Raw genomic sequence first — 18,536 nt, 5'->3', positions numbered from 1 at the left:
GTCGATGGAGGCGCATTATAGGGAGTTGAATCTTTCTGGCAACCCCTTATCGGCAATAAAATTGCAAAAATCGGCACTTTTTTAGTTATTCATAACCAACCACAGCTTTTGTACAAACTTATCCACAGAAGCGGGTTCCGGATTGCTAGAATGGCCAAAAACAAGGAGGCCAAGATGGACTTGCGACTGAGACCTTACAAAGGAAAAAGCCCACAACTGGGTAAACGAGTATATGTGGATCCCTGCGCGACTCTGGTGGGGGATATAGATCTGGCGGAAGATGCCAGCATCTGGCCCATGGTGGCGGCGCGGGGGGATGTGAACCATATCCGCATCGGTGCCCGCAGCAATATTCAAGATGGCACTGTGTTGCACCTTACCCGCAAGAGCGCCAGCAACCCTGACGGCTATCCGCTGTTGATCGGAGAAGATGTCACCGTCGGCCACAAGGCCATGCTGCACGGCTGCACCATAGGCAACCGTGTGCTGGTCGGCATGGGAGCCATCATCCTGGATGGGGTTGTGGTGGAAGATGACGTGATGATCGGGGCCGGCAGTCTGGTGCCACCAGGCAAGCGACTCGAATCCGGATTCCTCTATATGGGCAACCCCGTCAAGCAGGTCCGCCCACTCAAACCTGCCGAGATCGCATTTCTCAAGACCTCAGCCGACAACTATGTCCTGCTCAAGGACGAGTATCTGCAAGAGGCTTGAGCAGACCCCACAAACAGGAAGCCCGGCATGATGCCGGGCTTCTCTTCTTATATAGCTATCTATATAGCAACAGAGTGCCGAAAGTTAATGGGCCTGATCCCAGTTGTCGCCCGTGCCCGCTTCGACGAGCAGCGGCACATGCAGTTCGGCAGCGGCCGACATCTTCTCCTTGATGATGGCAGTGTACTCTTCCAGCTTCTCTTCGCGGATCTCGAACACCAGTTCATCGTGTACCTGCATCAGCATGCGGATCGACTCATCCTCGATGCTGCGGATCCAGCCATCTACGTTGATCATGGCGCGCTTGATGATGTCGGCGGCCGTCCCCTGCATGGGGGCGTTGATCGCCGCCCGCTCGGCGCCCTTGCGCAGACCGGCGTTGCGGGACTTGATATCCGGCAGATAGAGACGACGGCCGAACAGGGTTTCGACATAGCCCTGCGCTTCCGCCTGCTGGCGGGTACGCTCCATATACTCCAGCACACCCGGGTAGCGTTCGAAGTAGAGGTCCATGTACTTCTGCGCCTCGGCGCGACCGATCCCCAGCTGTTTGGCCAGGCCAAAGGCGCTCATGCCATAAATGAGGCCGAAGTTGATCGCCTTGGCGCTGCGACGCATGTCGGTGGTAACCGCATCGAGCGCGACCCCGAACACCTCGGCGGCCGTTGCCTTGTGGATGTCCTTGCCCTCGGCAAAGGCGGTCAACAAGCCCTTGTCACCGGAGAGGTGTGCCATGATGCGCAGCTCGATCTGGGAGTAGTCCGCCGCCACCAGCTTGTAGCCGGCGCTCGGGATGAAGGCCTGCCGGATCCGGCGACCCTGTTCGTTGCGCACCGGAATGTTCTGCAGGTTGGGGTCAGAGGAGGACAAACGGCCGGTGGCCGCCACCGCCTGATGATAGGAGGTGTGTACCCGCCCTGTCTGGGGCTTGATCATCAGCGGCAGCTTGTCGGTATAGGTGGACTTGAGCTTGGCCAGAGTGCGGTGCTCCATCAGCAGGCGCGGCAACTCGTAGGTCTCGGCCAGCTCGGCCAGCACCTCTTCCGCGGTGGATGGTGCACCCTTGGGGGTCTTTTTGATGATCGGCAGACCCAGCTTGGTGAAGAGGATCTCCCCCAACTGCTTGGGCGAGGAGAGGTTGAACTCCTGCCCGGCCAGCTCATGGGCCTGACGCTCCAGTTCGGCCAGCCGCAGCTCTATCTCCTGGCTCTGCTGGTGCAGTAGCTTGGGATCGATAGTGGTCCCGAGCAACTCCATCCGCGCCAGTACCGGCAGCAACGGCAGCTCGATTTCGCTGAATACCTGGCACAGGCCAGGCACGGCTTCCAGTTGGCCCCACAGGGTCTGGTGCAGACGCAAGGTGATATCCGCATCTTCCGCCGCATAGGGGGCTGCCTGCTCCAGCTCAATCTGGTTGAAGGTGAGCTGTTTGACCCCTTTGCCCGCTATATCTTCAAAAGAGGTGGTTTCGACCCCGAGATAGCGTTTGGCCAGCGAATCCATGTCGTGACGACTGGCGGTAGAGTTGAGCACGTAGGACTCGAGCATGGTGTCGTAGGCGATACCCTGCAGGTCGATGTCGTGGTTGAGCAACACGTTGCGATCGTACTTCAGGTTCTGACCCACCTTGAGACGGGTCGGATCTTCCAGCAACGGCTTGAGCTTGCCCAGCACTACGGCCTCGGTCAGCTGCACCGGCGCCCCGAGATAGTCGTGACCGAACGGCACATAGGCCGCCTTGCCCGCTTCGACTGCGAAAGAAACGCCGACGATGCGCGCCTCCATGTAGTCGAGACTGGTGGTTTCGGTATCGAAGGCAAACAGCGGTGCCACTTTCAGCTGTTCCAGCCAGCCGTCAAACTCGGCTTCGTCCAGAATACAGCGGTAGTCGGTTTCGATGGCGGCAACCGGAGCGGTGTTGTCATCGCCAGCGTCGTCCTGTCCGGCGCTCTCGCTGCCCTCTTCACCACCGGATTCCAGCTCCTTGATCAGGTTGCGAAGCTCGTATTCACGGTAGACTGCCAGCAGTGACTCCTTGTCGATGGGGCCAAGCTGCAGCTCTTCCAGACTCTGTTCCAGCTCGACATCGGTCTTGATGGTCGCCAGTACATAGGAAAGGCGAACCTGCTCCTCCTGCTCACGGAACTTGTCGGCGAACGCCTTGGAGCCGCGGAAGCCGAGGGCCGCCACCTTGTCGAGGTTGGCTGCAATATCGTCTATGCTGCCAATCCCCTGCAGCAGGGCCAGCGCTGTCTTCTCGCCGACACCCGTCATGCCGGGGATGTTGTCCACCTTGTCCCCCATCAGGGCCAGATAGTCGATGATGAGCTCGGGCGGCACGCCAAACTTCTCAATCACCCCTTCCCTGTCTGTCTTCACATCTTTCATGGTGTCGATCAGGGTGACGTGGTCGGAGACCAGCTGCGCCATGTCCTTGTCGCCAGTACTGATCAACACAGGCAGCTGCTTCTCGGTGGCCTGGCGAGCCAGGGTACCGATCACATCGTCAGCCTCGACGCCTTCGACCATCAAAAAGGGGAAGCCCATCGCCTTGATCATCTGATGGATTGGGGCGACCTGGCTGCGCAGATCGTCCGGCATGCTGGCACGGGTAGCCTTGTACTCGGGATAGATGTCGTCACGGAAAGTCTTGCCCTTGGCGTCGAACACCACGGCCACATGGCAGTCAGGGTATTGCTTGCGCAGGCTGCGCATCATGTTGGCCATGACTCGTACGGCACCACTCGGCAAACCGGTCGATGTACGCAGATCAGCCTGCTGGGAGGCGAAGAAGGCGCGGTAAAGATAAGAAGAGCCGTCGACCAGAATAAGGGGATTGCTAGGGGCCATGAAATCGTCCTGCCAGAGATAAACAGCCGCTAGGATGCCACAGGGCCCCCTTCACACCAAGGGGGCTAGCGCCACCATCAACAGGCCATTGAAAAGGGGCGCACTGTGGATAACTCTGTGTTCAAAAATGGGGCTCAGTACGGACCACAGTGACAAAGCTGTGCATAACAATATAAAAGTACATATAAAACAATACGATGAGATCGTAAAAACTGATCTTGAGACGGTTGAGATGATCTCGATCAATGTGGAAAAAGATTTAAGGGAGTAGATACGGCAGGATCGAAAACGAAACAATCCTAGCACAGCGAGATGACTTGACCAGCGGATGGCGAACGATAACCATACAAAAGTACAACAATCTATCCTGGCTCACATTTTCAACAACGAGGGGTTTGCCATGAAAAAAGTGGCCGTGATTTTGAGTGGCTGTGGCGTCTTTGATGGTGCCGAAATCCATGAGGCCGTCATCAGTTTGCTGGCGCTGGCCCGCCAGGGTGCGACTACCCAATGCTTCGCTCCGAACGTGGCGCAGCTCCATGTTATCAACCACCTGACCGGTGACGTGAACGAGGGGGAAAGCCGCAACGTGCTGGTTGAAGCCGCTCGTATCTGTCGCGGTCAGATCAGAGATGTGGCAGAGCTGGATGCGGCCGATTACGATGCGTTGCTGGTGCCCGGCGGCTTTGGTGCCGCCAAGAACCTGTGCGACTTCGCCATCAAGGGAGCCGAGTGCCAAATTCAGCCGGATGTCCTCAAAGCCTGCCAGAGCTTTGCCAATGCCAACAAGCCGGCAGCCTATATCTGCATCGCGCCCGCCATGATACCGCTCATCTATGGCGCCGGCACTCTGGCGACCATAGGTCATGACGAAGGCACCGCCAACGCCATGGAGGCCATGGGGGGCAGCCATCTCAACTGCCCGGTCAACGAGTTCGTGGTGGATCAGGAGCGCAAGGTGATCTCCACCCCCGCCTACATGCTGGCCAACAACATTGTGGAAGCGGCAGATGGCATAGAGAAGACGGTCAAGCAGCTGCTGGCGCTGTAATCACCACCCCGCCAAAAACAAACGGGCCGCTCATGGAGCGGCCCGTTTTCAATCTTGCAGCTGGCTGCCGATTAGATGGATTCGCCCATCTGCTCCATCTTGCCCAGCAGGGCACGCAGACGCTCCTGCCATGCCACGTGCTCGTTGCGCAGCAGATGGTTCTCGTCTTGCAGCTTGCTGTTTTGCTCTTTCAGTTCGTCCAGCTCCATCTTCAGCAGGGAGATGTTGTCGACGGCGGATTGTACTTTGGATTCGAGTTGCTCAAGGACTTCTAGTGACATATGCATACCTGTATGTTCAATTGCGATGCCCCACAGAGGGCGATTCAAGCGCGTAAAGCCAGCATACCCCGAGCACATCGGCACAAACAAGCCAGCGCGCTGTAAAATGCGCCTTCCATAGATGTATTGTCTAAATATGCGTCTATTTTTCTCGCATCCTGCGCCCAGGCCGATACAAGAGCCTCATAACCCGCAGGCAACGCCCTGCCAATCCAGTCACCACGGGCATGTTGCCGGGCACTTCCCCCAGTTATGCCTTCATCCGTGCAGCGCCACATAAGCCCCCAACAGCAAGCAGGCGACCCCGTACATCAGCAGGCCATAGAGCAGGTTCCAGCGCAGGATCATCCCCGCACTCAGGTTGTAGCGCGATGCCAATGCCAGGTTGGAGCCGGAGAGCGGGCTGGTCCCGGTCGCAAGCCCCCACCCCAGCAAAAAGCACATGCCGAGCAGGCTGGGATCCGGTGACAAGGGCCACAACAGCGGCGCCAGCCCGGAGATGCTGATGAGCGGATGCACACCGACGATGGCCACCAGCAGGATCAGCAGCAACGTCAGGGATGACTCGAGCCAGCCGAAGTGGTTGAAGAGTGGCAGCCCGTGCTCACCGCCAAGCTCGAGCACAGACAGAGCGCTGTTGATGCCGGCTGCCAGCAAACCGGCCCCCAGAAACAGCACCAGCTGGCCACCGATGGCAGGGAAACGCTCCACCACCTGCCGCTTGAGGGCGGCGCCTCGCCCGGCTCTGGGCATGAACAGCAGCGCCAGCAGCGGTGCCACCAGGGCGATCACAGCCAGAATGCCAAGCGCTGGCCAGATCTGTTTGATGAGCAGCACCAGCAGCGCCAAGGCCACCGGCAGCCCCAGGGTCTGCAGTCGCAGTGGATAGCCGGCAAAATCCTGTACGCCGAGCCGCTCCACCTGCCATGCGGTCAGCCCCATGGCCAGCAGAGCAGCAATCACGCCAAACGGCATTATGCTGGAGAGCTGCAGACCCGGCGCGTACGTGAGCGCCACTGCCATGGCGACGAAGAAGGGGGACCAGAAAGCCGCCGCACAGAAGATCCGGCTCAGCACCATTACCTGGCGCCGCTCCAGGGTGCCGTTACGTTCCAACCGATCGCCGATGATGAACAGCACAGAGAGGTTGATGACGGATCCCAGCAGATTGAGGCTGGCCATGGTGCTCCACAGCCCCTTGCGCCCGGTCCAGGAGGCAGTACCGGTCAGCAGGCCCGATGTCGCCAGGTTGAGGGTGCTCACGGCGGCAAACATGGTGAGCATATTGATGTTGGGCAACAGCCAGTCGCCCGGATTGAAACTGGCCCCTCGCCACCATGAGAAGATCAGCAGCGCAAGCGCGGCCCCGTACAGGGCCAGGGCCTGCCGTTTGGCCGCCCCCACCAGCCAGGGCCAGGTGAGGAGCGATGCCCCCCAGGCGGCGATGGCCGCCGGCCAGGGGGAGAATCCCAGATAGAGGTGCAGCAGGTTGAGCAGCCACATCCCCAGGATCAGGTAACCTGACCAGCGCTTGGCCATCGAATCGTCTCGGTCAGGGGATCAGAGACACTGATCCATATCCAGCGAAGGCTTGTCGCACTCCGGGCGGCCCACTATCTTGGCCGGTACGCCGGCGACAGTGGTGTGCGGGGGTACAGGGTTGATCACCACGCTGCCGGCACCTATCTTGGCACCCATCCCCACTTCGATATTGCCGAGCACCTTGGCGCCCGCCCCTATCATGACCCCTTCGCGGATCTTGGGATGGCGATCGCCGCTCTCCTTGCCGGTCCCTCCCAGGGTCACGCTCTGCAGGATGGAGACATCGTCTTCAATCACAGCGGTTTCACCGACCACTATGCCGGTGGCATGGTCAAACATGATGCCCTTGCCGATCCGTGCAGCCGGGTGCACGTCGACCCCGAATACCACCGAAATCTGGTTTTGCAGGTAGAGCGCCAACGAGCGACGACCCTGACGCCACAGCCAGTTGGCAACCCTATACCCCTGCAGGGCATGGAAACCCTTGAGGTAGAGCAGCGGGGTGGAGAATAGATCGACCGCCGGGTCGCGCTCCTGCACGGCGCAGATATCTGCCGCCACCATTGCCAGCAACTCGGGCTCGCTGCGCAGGGCCAGCTCGATCACCTCACGCAGGGCGATGGCGGGCATGGTGGCACTGTCGAGCTTGTTGGCCAGCTGGAAGCTGAGAGCCGAACGCAGGTTCTTGTGATTGAGAATCGTGGAGTGAAAGAAGCTGGCCAGCATGGGCTCTTCGGTCGCCATGCATGCCGCTTCTCGCTCAATTTTTTGCCAGGTTCTGGCAACCAGATCATCCATGTTGCAGCCTACTGTTGTTCTGATGGAGTGCCTTGCTGTTCCTTGTGCACCACAGAGATGGGGTCCATATGAATAATGACATCCATGCGTTCAAATTCCTGACGCACCGCCAGTTCGGCTTCATCGGCAATCTGATGGGCCTTGACCAGAGGGAGCTGATCGTCCAGTTCCAGATGCAACTGAACGAAACGGGTCGGACCGGATTGGCGGGTACGCAGATCATGCACCCCGTGGACACCTTCGACTTCACAGCAGAGGGCCATTATTCTCGCTTGTTCTTCGGCTGGCAACTGACGATCGAGCAGCGCCTGCACAGACTCATAGCCGATATGGATGGCGCCCCACAGCAGGAACAGACCGATCAGGATGGCAAACAGGCCATCGGCCCAGAACCAGCCCCGCCCCGCCAGTACCAGCGCCAGCAAGACGCCGGCATTGAGCAACAGATCGGAGCGGTAGTGCATCATGTCGGCCTTGATGGCCACGCTATTGGTCTTGCGGATGACAAAACCCTGGAAGCTGACCAGCAGCAAGGTCAGCACTATGGAGCCGCCGCTGACCCATATACCGGCTTCGAGTCGCAGAATGGGGGCCTGATTGAGCAGGGAGGAGATGCCGTGCATCACCAGCAGCAGGGCCGACCCAGAGATAAAAGCGGACTGAATGAGACCCGCCAGCGATTCCGCCTTGCCGTGGCCAAAACGGTGCTCATCATCGGCCGGTGCCAGCGCATAGCGAATGGCCAGCAGGTTGATGATGGAGGCACTGACATCCATGAAGGAGTCGGTGAGCGACGCCAGCAGACTTGAGGAGTCGGTCATGAGCCAGGCGATCAGCTTGCCGGTGATCAGCAGGGTGGCAGTGGTAACGGCGGCCATGCTGGCCAGCGTCACCCAGCGGGAATATTGTTGATGGCTCAAAACCGGCTTTCCTCTTGCGGTTAAAAATCTATTATACCCTGACCCCTGCGTCACTTTGGCGCGAAAAATCAGCGGAATGACCCTAGATGCACAAAATACTCCTGGTCGACGACGATCTCGAGCTGACTCAGCTGCTCACCGAAATTCTGACCCTGGAAGGCTTCCAGGTGACTGTCGCCGAGGATGGCGAAGAGGGGTTGCTGCGGCTGGCAGAGCAGGACTTCAACCTGGTGCTGCTTGACGTGATGATGCCCAGGCTCAACGGCTTCGCCATGCTGGCAAAGCTGCGTGAGACCCACGACACCCCGGTGCTGATGCTGACTGCGCGGGGCGACAGCCAGGACAGGGTCAACGGGCTGGAGGCCGGCGCCGATGATTACCTTGCCAAGCCCTTTGATGACAGAGAGTTGCTGGCCCGGATCCGCGCCATACTGCGCCGGACCCAGAGTGCGCAACCCCAGCGTGGCGGCACTTCCGAAGAGATCCGCTTCATGGATCTGGTGCTGCAACCGGGCTTGCAGCAAGCCAGCAGCGGCGAACAGCTGCTGGAGCTCACCGCCACCGAATTCGGGCTGCTGGAGTGTCTGCTGCGCAATCCCGGCCAGATCGTCAGCAAGAGCCAGCTCTCGGAGCTGGTGCTCGGCAAGAAGCTGGAACCCTTCGATCGCGCCATCGACATGCACCTGAGCAACCTGCGCAAGAAGCTGCCGGAGCGCACCGATGGCCAGCCCCGCTTCAAGACGGTGCGCGGACGCGGCTATCTGTGGCTGGAACAGGCATGAACACGGCCCGCACCTTCAATGGCCTCTCCACCCAGATCTTCCTCTGGTTCTGGTTCATGCTGCTGGTCGTGGTCGCCGCTGTCGTGATACTGCCGACCCTGGATCCCCGCAACATAATCCCGTTACCCGCCCACGAGATGGTGCGGATGAACAACAACCTGAAGGCCCTGCAGCGGGGTGCCGACCCCAATCAGGATTTCGATCTGGCCAAGGCCATAGAGGCGGCGGGTCTGTTGCCGGTGGACAATATCTACCTGCGCGACGAGAAGGGCCAGATGCAATCCAGCACGCGGCTCAGCAAGTTCGTCGTCCGCTTCATGGTCGACTCGGACAACCCGGCCAAACCCATGCTGGGCAGCGAGCACCAGAGAGCCATCGCCGGTCCCTTCGAGATGGAGCACCACGGTCAGACCTATCACGTCTACTTCGGCCTCAATGTCGAAAACTCCTATCTGTTCCTGTTTATCCAGATCCTGGATCACCCGATCCAGATCCTGGGGATCGCCATGCTGGTCAGCACACCGCTCTGCCTGTTGCTGGCCTGGCGACTGACCCGTCCCATACTGCAGCTGCAGCGATCAGTCTCCCAGTTGGCGGAGGGCAACCTGGAAGTACAGATCCCCAATCTGGGGCGGCGTGACGAGATCGGCCAACTGGCGGATCACGTCAGCCACATGGTCGACACGCTCAAGAGCATGATCCAGAAGCAGAAACAGCTGCTGTCCGACATATCCCACGAGCTGCGCAGCCCCCTCACCCGTATCCAGCTGGCGCAGGCGCTGATCCGCCGCAAGCAGGGCGACAGCAACGAGCTGGCACGGATAGAGTCGGAGATTGGGCGGCTGGACAAGCTGATAGGCGACCTGCTCGACCTGTCACGGGTACAGCAGCATGTGGAGGCACCCGTGGTGATGCCGTTGGCCGAACTGCTGGAGCCCATGCTGGACGACGCCATGTTCGAGGCCAACCAGAGCGGCAAGCAACTCCGGCTGCCGCCACTGCCGACCGAGTCGATCAGGATGTGGCCCGAGCTGCTGGCACGGGCGCTGGAAAATCCCCTGCGCAACGCACTCAAGTACGCTCACAAGTTCATCAAACTGGATTGGTATCGGGAAGGAAGGGAGTGGGTCATCACCATCCGTGATGACGGCCCGGGTGTGCCGGTGGCGCAACAGGAGCAGCTGTTTCTGCCCTTCTTTCGGGTGGATGATGCCCGCAACGCCAAGACCGGCGGCACCGGGCTGGGGCTGGCCATCGCCTCGGAGGCAATCCAGCGCCATGGCGGCACCATTCGCGCCAGTTGCAATCAGCCCACCGGGCTGACTATCACCATACGTCTGCCTATTGGCTGAGCCATCTCTTTTCATCCAGGCGGGCGCTGGGTATGCTGGCGCCCTTTTCCGCCCCATCTCGGCCCGCATCAGGATCCCGCCATGCTCGATATCGTGCTCTACCAACCGGAAATCCCGCCCAACACAGGCAACATCATCCGCCTCTGCGCCAACACAGGCTACCGGCTGCATCTGATAGAACCGCTGGGGTTCGAGTGGGATGACAAGCGGGTGAAGCGGGCCGGGCTCGATTATCACGAGTTTGCCGAGGTGAAACGCTGGCCGAGCTATGAGGCATTTCTGGCTGCCGTTGCTCCCGAGCGGGTATTTGCCTGCACCACCAAGGGCAGTACCGCCCATTCTGCAGCGCAGTTCGCGCCCGGTGATGCCCTGCTGTTCGGCCCGGAGAGCCGAGGTCTGCCACTGGAGATCATAGAGAGCCTGCCGTTCGAACAGCGGCTGCGCATCCCCATGTTGCCCCAGAGCCGCAGCATGAATCTCTCCAATGCGGTGGCGGTATTCGTATACGAGAGCTGGCGCCAGCTAGGTTATGAGGGTTCGCTCTGAACCTGGCTCACCCCATGGGGTGAATGCAACAGGCGGCCATCACGTTCCAGTTGCCAGCACAGATACCCCAGCGTCAGACCTCGGCCCGCCATCAGGGCGCCCATGGCGGCCCACAAGGCGGCAACGCCCCAGCCCTGACAGAGCCACCAGACCGGGAAGAAGCCGCAAAACGCCGCTACCAGCATGCTGTTACGCATCTCCCTGGCACGGGTAGCGCCAATGAAGACCCCATCCAGCAGGAAGCACCAGACCGCCAGTAACGGCATCAGGATCAGCCAGGGCAACTGGCGGTTTGCCTCGGCGATCACCGCCGGTATGTCGGTAATATGTGCGATGAGCTGGCTGCCGCCCGCCGCAAACAGCAGGCTGAAACCAATCGCTATGATCAGCGCCCAGCCAAGGTTCAAGACAATGGCTTCGCGCAGCGCCTGCCGATCCCGCCGGCCGATGGCGCGGCCCACCATGGCCTCCACCGCATAGGCAAAGCCATCCATCCCGTAGGAGATGAGCATCAGAAAGTTGAGCAGCACCGCATTGGCGGCCACTGCCACATCCCCCAAACGCGCGCCCTGCAAGGTCATGAAGGCAAAGCAGAGCTGCAGGCAGAGGGAGCGGATGAAGATATCCCGATTCAGGCTGAGCAATCTCAACAGCGCGGGCCACTGACGCCAGCGTTGCCAGGCCCCCTGCCACACCTCGGGCGAGAGGCGGCGCAGATGGCGGCTCACCAGCCAGAGCCCGACCCCCAGGGCGCTGTAATCTGCCAGCAGAGAGGCGGCGGCCACGCCTTTCACCTGCCAGCCCAGCCCCAGTACGAACCAGGTATCCAGCGCCATGTTGATCAGGTTGGTGAAGATCAGCAACAGCATGGGGCTGCGGGCATCCTGCATGCCCAGCAACCAGCCCATGATCACCAGATTGCAGAGCGCCGCAGGCGCACTCCAGATCCGTACCGACACATACTCGCTGGCATAAATCTGCACCTCGGCTGACCCGCCACTGAGTGCAATTAGCCCGGGCAGCAGGGGCAGCAGCAAGAGCAAGAGCAGCACGCCCAGCCCGACGGCGAGACCGAGCGCCCGCGCCAGGGTGTCGAGCTGGCCATCTGGACTACCGGCGCCATGAGCCTGGGCGGTCAGCCCTGTGGTGGACATGCGCAAGAAGCCGAGCAGCCAGAAGATGAGATTGATGAGGGTAGCCCCGACCGAGACGCCTCCCAAAAACCAGGCCTGACCGAGCTGGCCTATCACCCAGGTATCCACCAGCCCCAGCAATGGGGTAGTGATATTGGAGAGCACCATGGGCAATGCCAGGGCAAACACGGCCCCATGGCGCCGCCTGTCTGTCAACCAGGACGGGATCAGCATGAGAGCAGCCACTCATCCGGCATCATTCGCCCTCCAGTCGCACGATTTTGGCGAAATCGGAGACCAGGGTTTCCATGACCACGTGGGGTACTCGCCCCTCGCTCATCTGGGGGCGGAACACGGCTTCCAGCTTGCCTTCCGGATTGATCAGCACTATGGAGGCGGAGTGGTCGATCAGGTAATCCTTCTCTCCCTGTTCGGCAATGGAGTAGATGAGGCCCAGGTTTCGCACAAACGGGAACAACTTCTCGTGGGGGCCGGTTGCCGCCTTGAACTCGGGATGGAAGAAAGCGGTATAGGTCTTGAGGCGAGTGATGTCATCGCGCTGCGGATCCGCCGAAATGAACACCACCTGGCTGTCCGGTGCAATCTTCTTCAGCGCCGGATAGACGGAGCGCAGATCCGCCAGCGTGGTCGGGCAGATATCCGGGCAGAAGGTATAGCCGACAAACAGAAAGGTCCAGTGCCCCACCAGACTGGCTGGAACGAAGGGCTGCCCCTCCTCGTCGGTAAAGGCAAACGGATTGATGTCCCGCCCCGCCGGATAATAGTCGGCCTGCTCGGGCAGGGAGGGCCGGCTCCAGTGGAATGCAGCCATCATGCCCCCGACCAGCAGCAGGAACAGCAAGGGATAACGCGGTTTAACCATAACAACAGACCTTTTCACTGCGACATGCCCGCAGAGTGGGCACGAATGGATGGCCCATTGTAACCCAGCCCATCGCGCTCCGGGTTATCCCTTGCACCGGATGCCGCTTGGGTCAAAAGAGGCTCCCATCACCACTGGTCAGCCGGGCTGGGCCATAAAACAACAGCCCCACCATCAAGGTGGGGCTGTGAGACAAGGGCCAGGAAACATCAGGGTTGTTGTCTGCGGCGCTCATGGGCGCGCTTTGTCAGGGCACGCAGCGGTATGACGGGAGCCGTCCAGGGAAGATCCGTTTGTCCCGTGTCGCTATGACGGTGAAACAGCCGCACCAGGCGGACTATCTTGTCTTTGGGGCAGCCAAGCCAGACAGTCCAGCAGGCCCCCTTGTGATGTACCCAGAGAGCATAGAAACGGGTCATCCGGTTACCCTTGATGAAACGGGTGATGGAAGAAGCGGGCGATGCCAGACCCGGATCCCATGGCGAGCTTGAAGCCATACCTGTCCTCCTTGACCAACAGGTCACGCCGGTCGGCATCGACAGCCCCCTTGGGTGGCCAGATCGATGACTGCCGCGTGTCGACTGCGCAGGTGTGCCTTTATCCTCCAGACGGCAGATGCCGCCGGTGCAATGCTGGCCACCCTCCCTTCTATCCCGCGAACGCCTCCATCAACTGGGCTGGTAGCGCCGTTGCTGTCCGGCGCGCCGCATGAGGCTGTTGTTATGCATCCCTGCTGACCTTGGTTCCTGCCACCTGCCAAGTGGGAGAGGATCGTCTTGTCGAGCATTCGGGGCAGATCAAGCAAGTGACTGCCTTAGCCAAGGATATATCTGAAATGAGGCGGATGCGGACGGGCGCGACAGACAAAAATCACGGGTATCAGGATCTGATTGAAATCATGGGGAAAGGGGTACAGAAGCGAGACGGCCTCCCGAGGGAGGCCGCGCTGTTACATCCAGTCGGCGTTGCGGATTACGCCGACGGCCAGTCCCTCTATGGTGAGTTGCTGGCAGGAGAGATCAACGGCGATGGGTTCAAGCTCTTCATTTTCAGGCAGCAGCCACACCTGGCTGCCCTTGCGCTGGAAGCGCTTGACGGTGACGTCTTCGTCGAGACGTGCTACCACCACCTGGCCGTTGCGCACTTCCTGGGTTTTGTGGACAGCCAGCAGATCGCCATCCAGGATGCCGATGTTCTTCATGCTCATGCCTTGCACCCGCAGCAGGAAATCTGCCCGCGGATGGAACAGGGCAGGATCCACCTGATAGTGGCTCTCGATATGCTCCTGAGCCAGTATGGGTTCACCGGCCGCGACCTTGCCGATCAGAGGCAGGCCGGTCTCTTCCAGCACAGCTTCCTCTTCAATCAGCAGGCGGATGCCACGAGAGGTCCCCGGCATGATCTCGATGACCCCTTTTTTGGCCAGGGCCTTCAGATGTTCTTCGGCCGCATTGGCCGACTTGAAACCAAGCTTCTGGGCAATCTCGGCACGAGTCGGCGGCATGCCGGTCTCGCTCATATTCACCTTGATCAGTTCCAGCACTTCGGCCTGGCGTGGGGTAAGGGGTTTCATAACATTGGCACCTGTTTTTTTATACAGCACACTGGCAGTATATACAGTGCAGTGGCCAAGGCAAGGCGCGGCTGACATTTGTCGCGGCCAACCCCTTATTTGCCATGGTTTTACGGCTGTGCAGCCGACTCATCGTACCTCTCGGCGACAAGCCGCCGGTGATTTGTTATGCTCACGCCGCATTTTTTTGGAGAGCAGACGCACATGTCCCTTGGACAGAAGATTTCCAGAGCCATCTTGCAATGGCCGGTCAGTGGCTTGGTCAATCACAAGAGCCTGCCGGAAAATCCCATCACAGAGCTCAAGCTGGATCCGGCCAGACCCATAGTCTATGCCCTGAAAACCAGCTCGATCACCGATCTGATGACGCTGCAACAGTGCTGCGAGGATCTCGGCCTGCCCGGCCCCTTCACCCCGTTGGAGCTGAACGGCCAGTTGCTGCCGCGCTACGTCTGTCTGGACCGTCCGCCTCCCCTGTTTGGCAAGCGCAGCAAGCCGCTGCCTTTCTTGCAGGAATTCCACCAGCTGCTGGATTTGCACAAGCAGGATCCGGCACTGGATATCCAGGTAGTGCCTGTCACCCTGTTCTGGGGCCGCGCCCCCGGCCGGGAAGGGGAAGAGGCCTCCGGCTGGAACATCATCAGCAGCCTGGCACCGAACCGCCTCAAAAAGGCACTGATCGTGATCCTCAAGGGCCGCGAGAACCTGGTGCGCTTCTCCCCGCCGCTCTCCCTGCGTCAGATGGCCGACAAGCACGGCACCGACGAGGCTATCGCCCACAAACTGGCGCGGGTGGCCCGCACCCACTTCAGCCGCCAGCAGCTGGCGGCCACCGGCCCCAAGCTGCCGAACCGCAACCTGCTGTTCAGGCAGTTGCTGGATTCCAGCGTCATCCAGCAGGCCATAGAAGAGGAGGCCCAGCGCGAGGGCATCAGCCTGGAGAAAGCGCAAAAGCGCGCCCACGGTTACATGGACGAGATCGCTTCCGATTTCTCCTACCGGCTGATCCGCCTCAGTGAAAGCTTCCTCGGCTGGCTGTGGAACAAGCTCTATCGCGGCCTCTCGGTCAACGGCGCCGAGAAGGTACGCCAGCTGGCGCAAGAAGGGCACGAGATCGTCTATATGCCCTGCCATCGCAGCCACATGGACTACCTGCTGCTCTCCTACGTCATCTACCACCAGGGGATGGTGCCGCCCCACATAGCGGCGGGCATCAACCTCAACTTCTGGCCGGCGGGCCCCATCTTCCGTCATGGCGGCGCCTTCTTCATCCGCCGCACCTTCAAGGGCAACCCGCTCTACAGCACTGTATTTCGCGAATACCTCAACCTGCTGTTTGCCAAGGGCTATTCGGTGGAGTTCTTTACCGAGGGTGGGCGCTCCCGCACCGGTCGTCTGCTGCCACCCAAAACCGGCATGCTGGCAATGACACTGCAGGCCATGATGCGCGGGCTGGACAGACCCGTGACCCTGGTGCCCGTCTATCTGGGCTACGAGCACGTGATGGAGGTGAACACCTATCACAACGAGCTCAAGGGCAGCCGCAAGGAGAAAGAGAGCTTCCTGCAGGTGCTCGGCATACTGCGCAAGCTGCGCAACTATGGCCGCGGCTTCGTCAACTTCGGCGAACCCCTGACCCTCAACAGCTACCTCAATGAACATGTGCCCGAGTGGAAGGACCACATAGGTCAGGAGGAGCGCCCCGAGTGGATGGCACCCACAGTCACCCGGCTGGCCGAGCTGCTGATGACCCGCATCAACGCTGCCGCCGCCGTCAACGGCCTGACCCTGAGCGCGCTGGCACTGCTGGCCGCCGAACGCCACGCCCTGACTCGCGATGAACTGCAGGCACAGCTCAACACCTATCTGGACCTGCTCAAGCAGGTGCCCTACAGCCCCCAGAGCACGATTCCGGCTGAGGATGCCAAGACACTGCTGGATCAGGCGATGGAGCTCAACAAGTTCGAGGTGAGCGAGGACAAACTGGGCCAGATCATCAGCCTGGACCGCTATCAGGCGATCCTGCTGACCTACTACCGCAACAACATACTGCACCTGTTTGCATTGCCATCCCTGGTGGCCGCGCTGATCGAACGTTGTGAGGGGATATCCCGCGGCGAGATCGTCGCCCGCTGCATCGACATCTATCCGCTGCTCAAGACGGAGCTGTTCCTCCACTACGAAGAGGATGAGCTGCCGGAGCTGGTCGATGCCCTGCTGGCCGAACTGCAACGCCAGCAACTGGTCGAGGCACGGGATGGCGGCTTCTGGGTCAATCCTGGCAACCAGATGCGCCTGCTGCTGCTGGCCGAGAGCATTCAGGAGACGCTGCAACGCTACGCCATAGTGTTGACCCGGGTGCTGGCCCAGCCCTATGTCGAGGCGGAGCAGCTGGAGGCGGACGGCCTGATGATGGCGGAGCGCCTCGGCACCCTGCACGGCATCAATGCTCCCGAGTTCTTCGACCAGAAGCTGTTCAGCACCCTGATCCACACCCTGCGCAAGGAGGGCTACCTCTCTCCCGAGTGCAAACCGGATCTGGGCCGCTTCCAGGCGCTGGCCGACAACATAGTGCCGCTGCTGAGCAACAAGATCCGCCGCACCATACAGGCGGGCAACCGGCTCTGACAGAGACCGGAAACAAAGAAGGCCGCATGATGCGGCCTTCTTTTTATCCTGACATGCGTCACGGCAACAGGTAGTTGAGCACCAGGCCGATGAATACCAGCGCCCCCGCATAGTTGTTGTTTAGAAACGCCTGGAAGCAGGCCTCCCGCTGCCGCTCCCGGATCAGCCACTGTTGGTAGACAAACAGGGCCGCAGCCCCCAACAGCCCCCAGTAATACCAAGCCCCCAGCCCCATCAACTGGCCTACCGCCAGCAGGATAAGCAGGGTGGCCAGCTGCAACACGCCGATGATCCGCTTGTCGTGGCGACCAAACAGAATCGCGCTCGATTTCAAGCCGAGCTTGAGGTCATCATCCCTGTCCACCATGGCGTACTGGGTGTCGTAGGCGATGGTCCACAGCAGATTGGCGAGAAATACCAGCCAGGCCACCAGTGGCAAGGCGTTGGCCTGAGCCGCATAGGCCATGGGAATGGACCAGGAGAAGGCCATGCCGAGCACCAGTTGCGGGATCGGAATATAGCGCTTCATGAAGGGGTAGCAGACCGCCAGCAGCAAGGCCGCGAACGACAGCGCTATGGTGAGGGAGTTCATGGTCAGTACCAGCGCGAACGAGATGAGCGCCAGCACGGCGAACAGCGCCAGCACCTCCCGCGGCTTGACCTTGCCCATGGGCAGTGGCCGACCGGCGGTACGTTTCACATGGCCATCGAAGTTGCGATCCGCGTAGTCGTTGATGACACAACCGGCCGAGCGCATCAGAAACACGCCCACCACAAACACCAGCAGGGTCCAGAGATCCGGCAGGCCGCCGGCCGCCAGCCAGAGCGCCCACAGGGTCGGCCACAGCAGCAGCAGGGTCCCGATAGGCTTGTCAATGCGGGCCAGCTGCACATAGGCCAGTCCCCGCTCCTTGGTTAACAGATTCACTCCAGCTCCTTGTTGCATGACAGAGAGGGCAAGAAGAGTTCATGGACCAACAGTGGCCATTGCCCCAGAAACAGACGGGAACGACGTCCCCAGACGGTGGCGGCCGGGCACCAGGGATTGCTCGCAATCTCGAAACAGGCCAGTTGCAGGTGATCGCGGCGGGCAGGCTCGTCACCGAAAATACGCTCGCCCAAGGGCTGCTCACCCAGCTCGCGCAGCCCGCTCTCTTGCAGGGCGGCTTCGGCAAACAGGGTCCAGCCCAGCACAGCCGGCCCCCGATCGCCGTGCAGTATCACCTCGCGGCACAAGCCCATGGGTTGCTCGGCGGCCACCAGCTGCTGTTCATCGGCGCAGAGGGTGACACTGCGATTGCCCAGCAGCTGCACCGAGAAGTGGCGATTGTGGTGACGCAGACGCCGGGTCATGGAATCGGCCTCCAGCAACCAGGGCCGCAATGCCTCGGGCAGCTCGCACTCTGCGGGAACCCGCCACGGCGCTAGCTGGATAAGGGGAACAGTCAACTCGGACTTCACGGCTTCACCATCCGGAGATTTA

General features: G+C 60.5%; 17 protein-coding genes. 6 read left to right on the top strand and 11 right to left on the bottom strand.

Features of this window, described 5'->3' with window-relative positions; genetic code table 11:
- Positions 1-174: 174 nt before the first annotated feature.
- Positions 175-714: a gamma carbonic anhydrase family protein gene (locus ONZ54_RS00620; protein WP_271787259.1), complete on the top strand. Its 540-nt coding sequence runs from the start codon at positions 175-177 to the stop codon at positions 712-714.
- An 84-nt stretch (positions 715-798) separates the two neighbouring features.
- On the opposite strand, the gene polA is transcribed toward ONZ54_RS00620, so the two are convergent.
- Positions 799-3,564, bottom strand: coding sequence for a DNA polymerase I (gene polA / locus ONZ54_RS00615; protein ID WP_271787258.1), 2,766 nt, complete (start codon positions 3,562-3,564; stop codon positions 799-801).
- A gap of 400 nt (positions 3,565-3,964) precedes the next feature.
- Here polA and elbB point away from each other — a divergent pair, with 400 nt between their 5' ends.
- Positions 3,965-4,615 (top strand): isoprenoid biosynthesis glyoxalase ElbB, encoded by a 651-nt coding sequence (elbB, locus tag ONZ54_RS00610; RefSeq protein ID WP_219591580.1) that lies wholly within the window; start codon positions 3,965-3,967, stop codon positions 4,613-4,615.
- 71 nt (positions 4,616-4,686) lie between these two features.
- Here elbB and ONZ54_RS00605 read toward each other — a convergent pair whose 3' ends face one another.
- The 4 genes from ONZ54_RS00605 to fieF all read right to left on the bottom strand — a co-directional run bounded on the left by ONZ54_RS00605 (position 4,687) and on the right by fieF (position 8,156).
- Positions 4,687-4,896: a cell division protein ZapB gene (locus tag ONZ54_RS00605; protein WP_011899225.1), complete on the bottom strand. Its 210-nt coding sequence runs from the start codon at positions 4,894-4,896 to the stop codon at positions 4,687-4,689.
- Between the two features lie 258 nt (positions 4,897-5,154).
- Positions 5,155-6,435: a hypothetical protein gene (locus ONZ54_RS00600; RefSeq protein ID WP_219591579.1), complete on the bottom strand. Its 1,281-nt coding sequence runs from the start codon at positions 6,433-6,435 to the stop codon at positions 5,155-5,157.
- 21 nt (positions 6,436-6,456) lie between these two features.
- On the bottom strand, positions 6,457-7,236 hold the full coding sequence (gene cysE, locus ONZ54_RS00595) for a serine O-acetyltransferase (protein WP_011899226.1): 780 nt from the start codon (positions 7,234-7,236) through the stop codon (positions 6,457-6,459).
- An 8-nt stretch (positions 7,237-7,244) separates the two neighbouring features.
- Positions 7,245-8,156, bottom strand: a complete 912-nt coding sequence (fieF, locus tag ONZ54_RS00590) for a cation efflux pump FieF (protein WP_005321213.1) — start codon at positions 8,154-8,156, stop codon at positions 7,245-7,247.
- A gap of 86 nt (positions 8,157-8,242) precedes the next feature.
- Here fieF and ONZ54_RS00585 point away from each other — a divergent pair, with 86 nt between their 5' ends.
- The 3 genes from ONZ54_RS00585 (at position 8,243) to trmL (ending at position 10,836) form a co-directional block, all read left to right on the top strand.
- Positions 8,243-8,938 carry a response regulator gene (locus tag ONZ54_RS00585; protein WP_005321216.1) on the top strand — a complete coding sequence of 232 codons (696 nt, stop codon included), beginning with the start codon at positions 8,243-8,245 and terminating at the stop codon, positions 8,936-8,938.
- A complete protein-coding gene (locus ONZ54_RS00580; protein WP_005321218.1) occupies positions 8,935-10,290 on the top strand; it encodes an ATP-binding protein in 1,356 nt (451 codons plus the stop codon). Before ONZ54_RS00585 ends, ONZ54_RS00580 begins: the two co-directional genes overlap by 4 nt.
- Before the next feature lie 81 nt (positions 10,291-10,371).
- Positions 10,372-10,836 (top strand): tRNA (uridine(34)/cytosine(34)/5-carboxymethylaminomethyluridine(34)-2'-O)-methyltransferase TrmL, encoded by a 465-nt coding sequence (gene trmL, locus ONZ54_RS00575; protein WP_005321220.1) that lies wholly within the window; start codon positions 10,372-10,374, stop codon positions 10,834-10,836.
- Here the strand turns inward: trmL and ONZ54_RS00570 are convergent.
- From ONZ54_RS00570 to lexA, 4 genes are all read right to left on the bottom strand, one after another.
- Positions 10,818-12,203, bottom strand: a complete 1,386-nt coding sequence (locus ONZ54_RS00570) for an MATE family efflux transporter (protein WP_271788232.1) — start codon at positions 12,201-12,203, stop codon at positions 10,818-10,820. The genes trmL and ONZ54_RS00570 overlap by 19 nt on opposite strands.
- 22 nt (positions 12,204-12,225) lie before the next feature.
- Positions 12,226-12,852, bottom strand: coding sequence for an SCO family protein (locus tag ONZ54_RS00565; protein WP_005321230.1), 627 nt, complete (start codon positions 12,850-12,852; stop codon positions 12,226-12,228).
- Positions 12,853-13,061: 209 nt separating this feature from the next.
- The gene (locus tag ONZ54_RS00560; protein WP_005321232.1) at positions 13,062-13,349 is read right to left on the bottom strand and encodes a hypothetical protein; all 288 of its coding nucleotides are present in this window, start codon (positions 13,347-13,349) and stop codon (positions 13,062-13,064) included.
- A gap of 452 nt (positions 13,350-13,801) precedes the next feature.
- A complete protein-coding gene (gene lexA / locus ONZ54_RS00555) occupies positions 13,802-14,425 on the bottom strand; it encodes a transcriptional repressor LexA (RefSeq protein ID WP_005321237.1) in 624 nt (207 codons plus the stop codon).
- 204 nt (positions 14,426-14,629) lie between these two features.
- On the opposite strand from lexA, the gene plsB reads away from it, so the two are divergent.
- Complete coding sequence (plsB, locus tag ONZ54_RS00550; RefSeq protein WP_219614897.1) at positions 14,630-17,053, top strand: glycerol-3-phosphate 1-O-acyltransferase PlsB; 2,424 nt, start codon at positions 14,630-14,632, stop codon at positions 17,051-17,053.
- A 58-nt stretch (positions 17,054-17,111) separates the two neighbouring features.
- Here the strand turns inward: plsB and ubiA are convergent, their stop codons facing one another.
- Both ubiA and ONZ54_RS00540 read right to left on the bottom strand, forming a co-directional pair.
- Positions 17,112-17,981: a 4-hydroxybenzoate octaprenyltransferase gene (gene ubiA / locus ONZ54_RS00545; RefSeq protein ID WP_271787257.1), complete on the bottom strand. Its 870-nt coding sequence runs from the start codon at positions 17,979-17,981 to the stop codon at positions 17,112-17,114.
- Positions 17,978-18,514, bottom strand: a complete 537-nt coding sequence (locus tag ONZ54_RS00540; protein ID WP_059169545.1) for a chorismate--pyruvate lyase family protein — start codon at positions 18,512-18,514, stop codon at positions 17,978-17,980. Before ONZ54_RS00540 ends, ubiA begins: the two co-directional genes overlap by 4 nt.
- Between the last annotated feature and the right edge of the window lie 22 nt (positions 18,515-18,536).

Source organism: Aeromonas salmonicida (genome assembly GCF_028355655.1).
In the GTDB taxonomy this organism is placed as follows: Bacteria; Pseudomonadota; Gammaproteobacteria; order Enterobacterales; family Aeromonadaceae; genus Aeromonas; species Aeromonas salmonicida.
The sequence above is the reverse complement of the archived record's forward strand: the minus strand, read 5'-3'. Positions and strand labels throughout refer to the sequence as shown.

Coding starts and splice junctions, on each gene's coding strand:
- ONZ54_RS00620 (WP_271787259.1), top strand. CDS start 175: ATGGACTTGCGACTGAGACCTTACAAAGGAAAAAGCCCACAACTGGGT.
- polA (WP_271787258.1), bottom strand. CDS start 3,564: ATGGCCCCTAGCAATCCCCTTATTCTGGTCGACGGCTCTTCTTATCTT.
- elbB (WP_219591580.1), top strand. CDS start 3,965: ATGAAAAAAGTGGCCGTGATTTTGAGTGGCTGTGGCGTCTTTGATGGT.
- ONZ54_RS00605 (WP_011899225.1), bottom strand. CDS start 4,896: ATGTCACTAGAAGTCCTTGAGCAACTCGAATCCAAAGTACAATCCGCC.
- ONZ54_RS00600 (WP_219591579.1), bottom strand. CDS start 6,435: ATGGCCAAGCGCTGGTCAGGTTACCTGATCCTGGGGATGTGGCTGCTC.
- cysE (WP_011899226.1), bottom strand. CDS start 7,236: ATGGATGATCTGGTTGCCAGAACCTGGCAAAAAATTGAGCGAGAAGCG.
- ONZ54_RS00585 (WP_005321216.1), top strand. CDS start 8,243: ATGCACAAAATACTCCTGGTCGACGACGATCTCGAGCTGACTCAGCTG.
- ONZ54_RS00580 (WP_005321218.1), top strand. CDS start 8,935: ATGAACACGGCCCGCACCTTCAATGGCCTCTCCACCCAGATCTTCCTC.
- trmL (WP_005321220.1), top strand. CDS start 10,372: ATGCTCGATATCGTGCTCTACCAACCGGAAATCCCGCCCAACACAGGC.
- ONZ54_RS00570 (WP_271788232.1), bottom strand. CDS start 12,203: ATGCTGATCCCGTCCTGGTTGACAGACAGGCGGCGCCATGGGGCCGTG.
- ONZ54_RS00565 (WP_005321230.1), bottom strand. CDS start 12,852: ATGGTTAAACCGCGTTATCCCTTGCTGTTCCTGCTGCTGGTCGGGGGC.
- ONZ54_RS00560 (WP_005321232.1), bottom strand. CDS start 13,349: ATGGCTTCAAGCTCGCCATGGGATCCGGGTCTGGCATCGCCCGCTTCT.
- lexA (WP_005321237.1), bottom strand. CDS start 14,425: ATGAAACCCCTTACCCCACGCCAGGCCGAAGTGCTGGAACTGATCAAG.
- plsB (WP_219614897.1), top strand. CDS start 14,630: ATGTCCCTTGGACAGAAGATTTCCAGAGCCATCTTGCAATGGCCGGTC.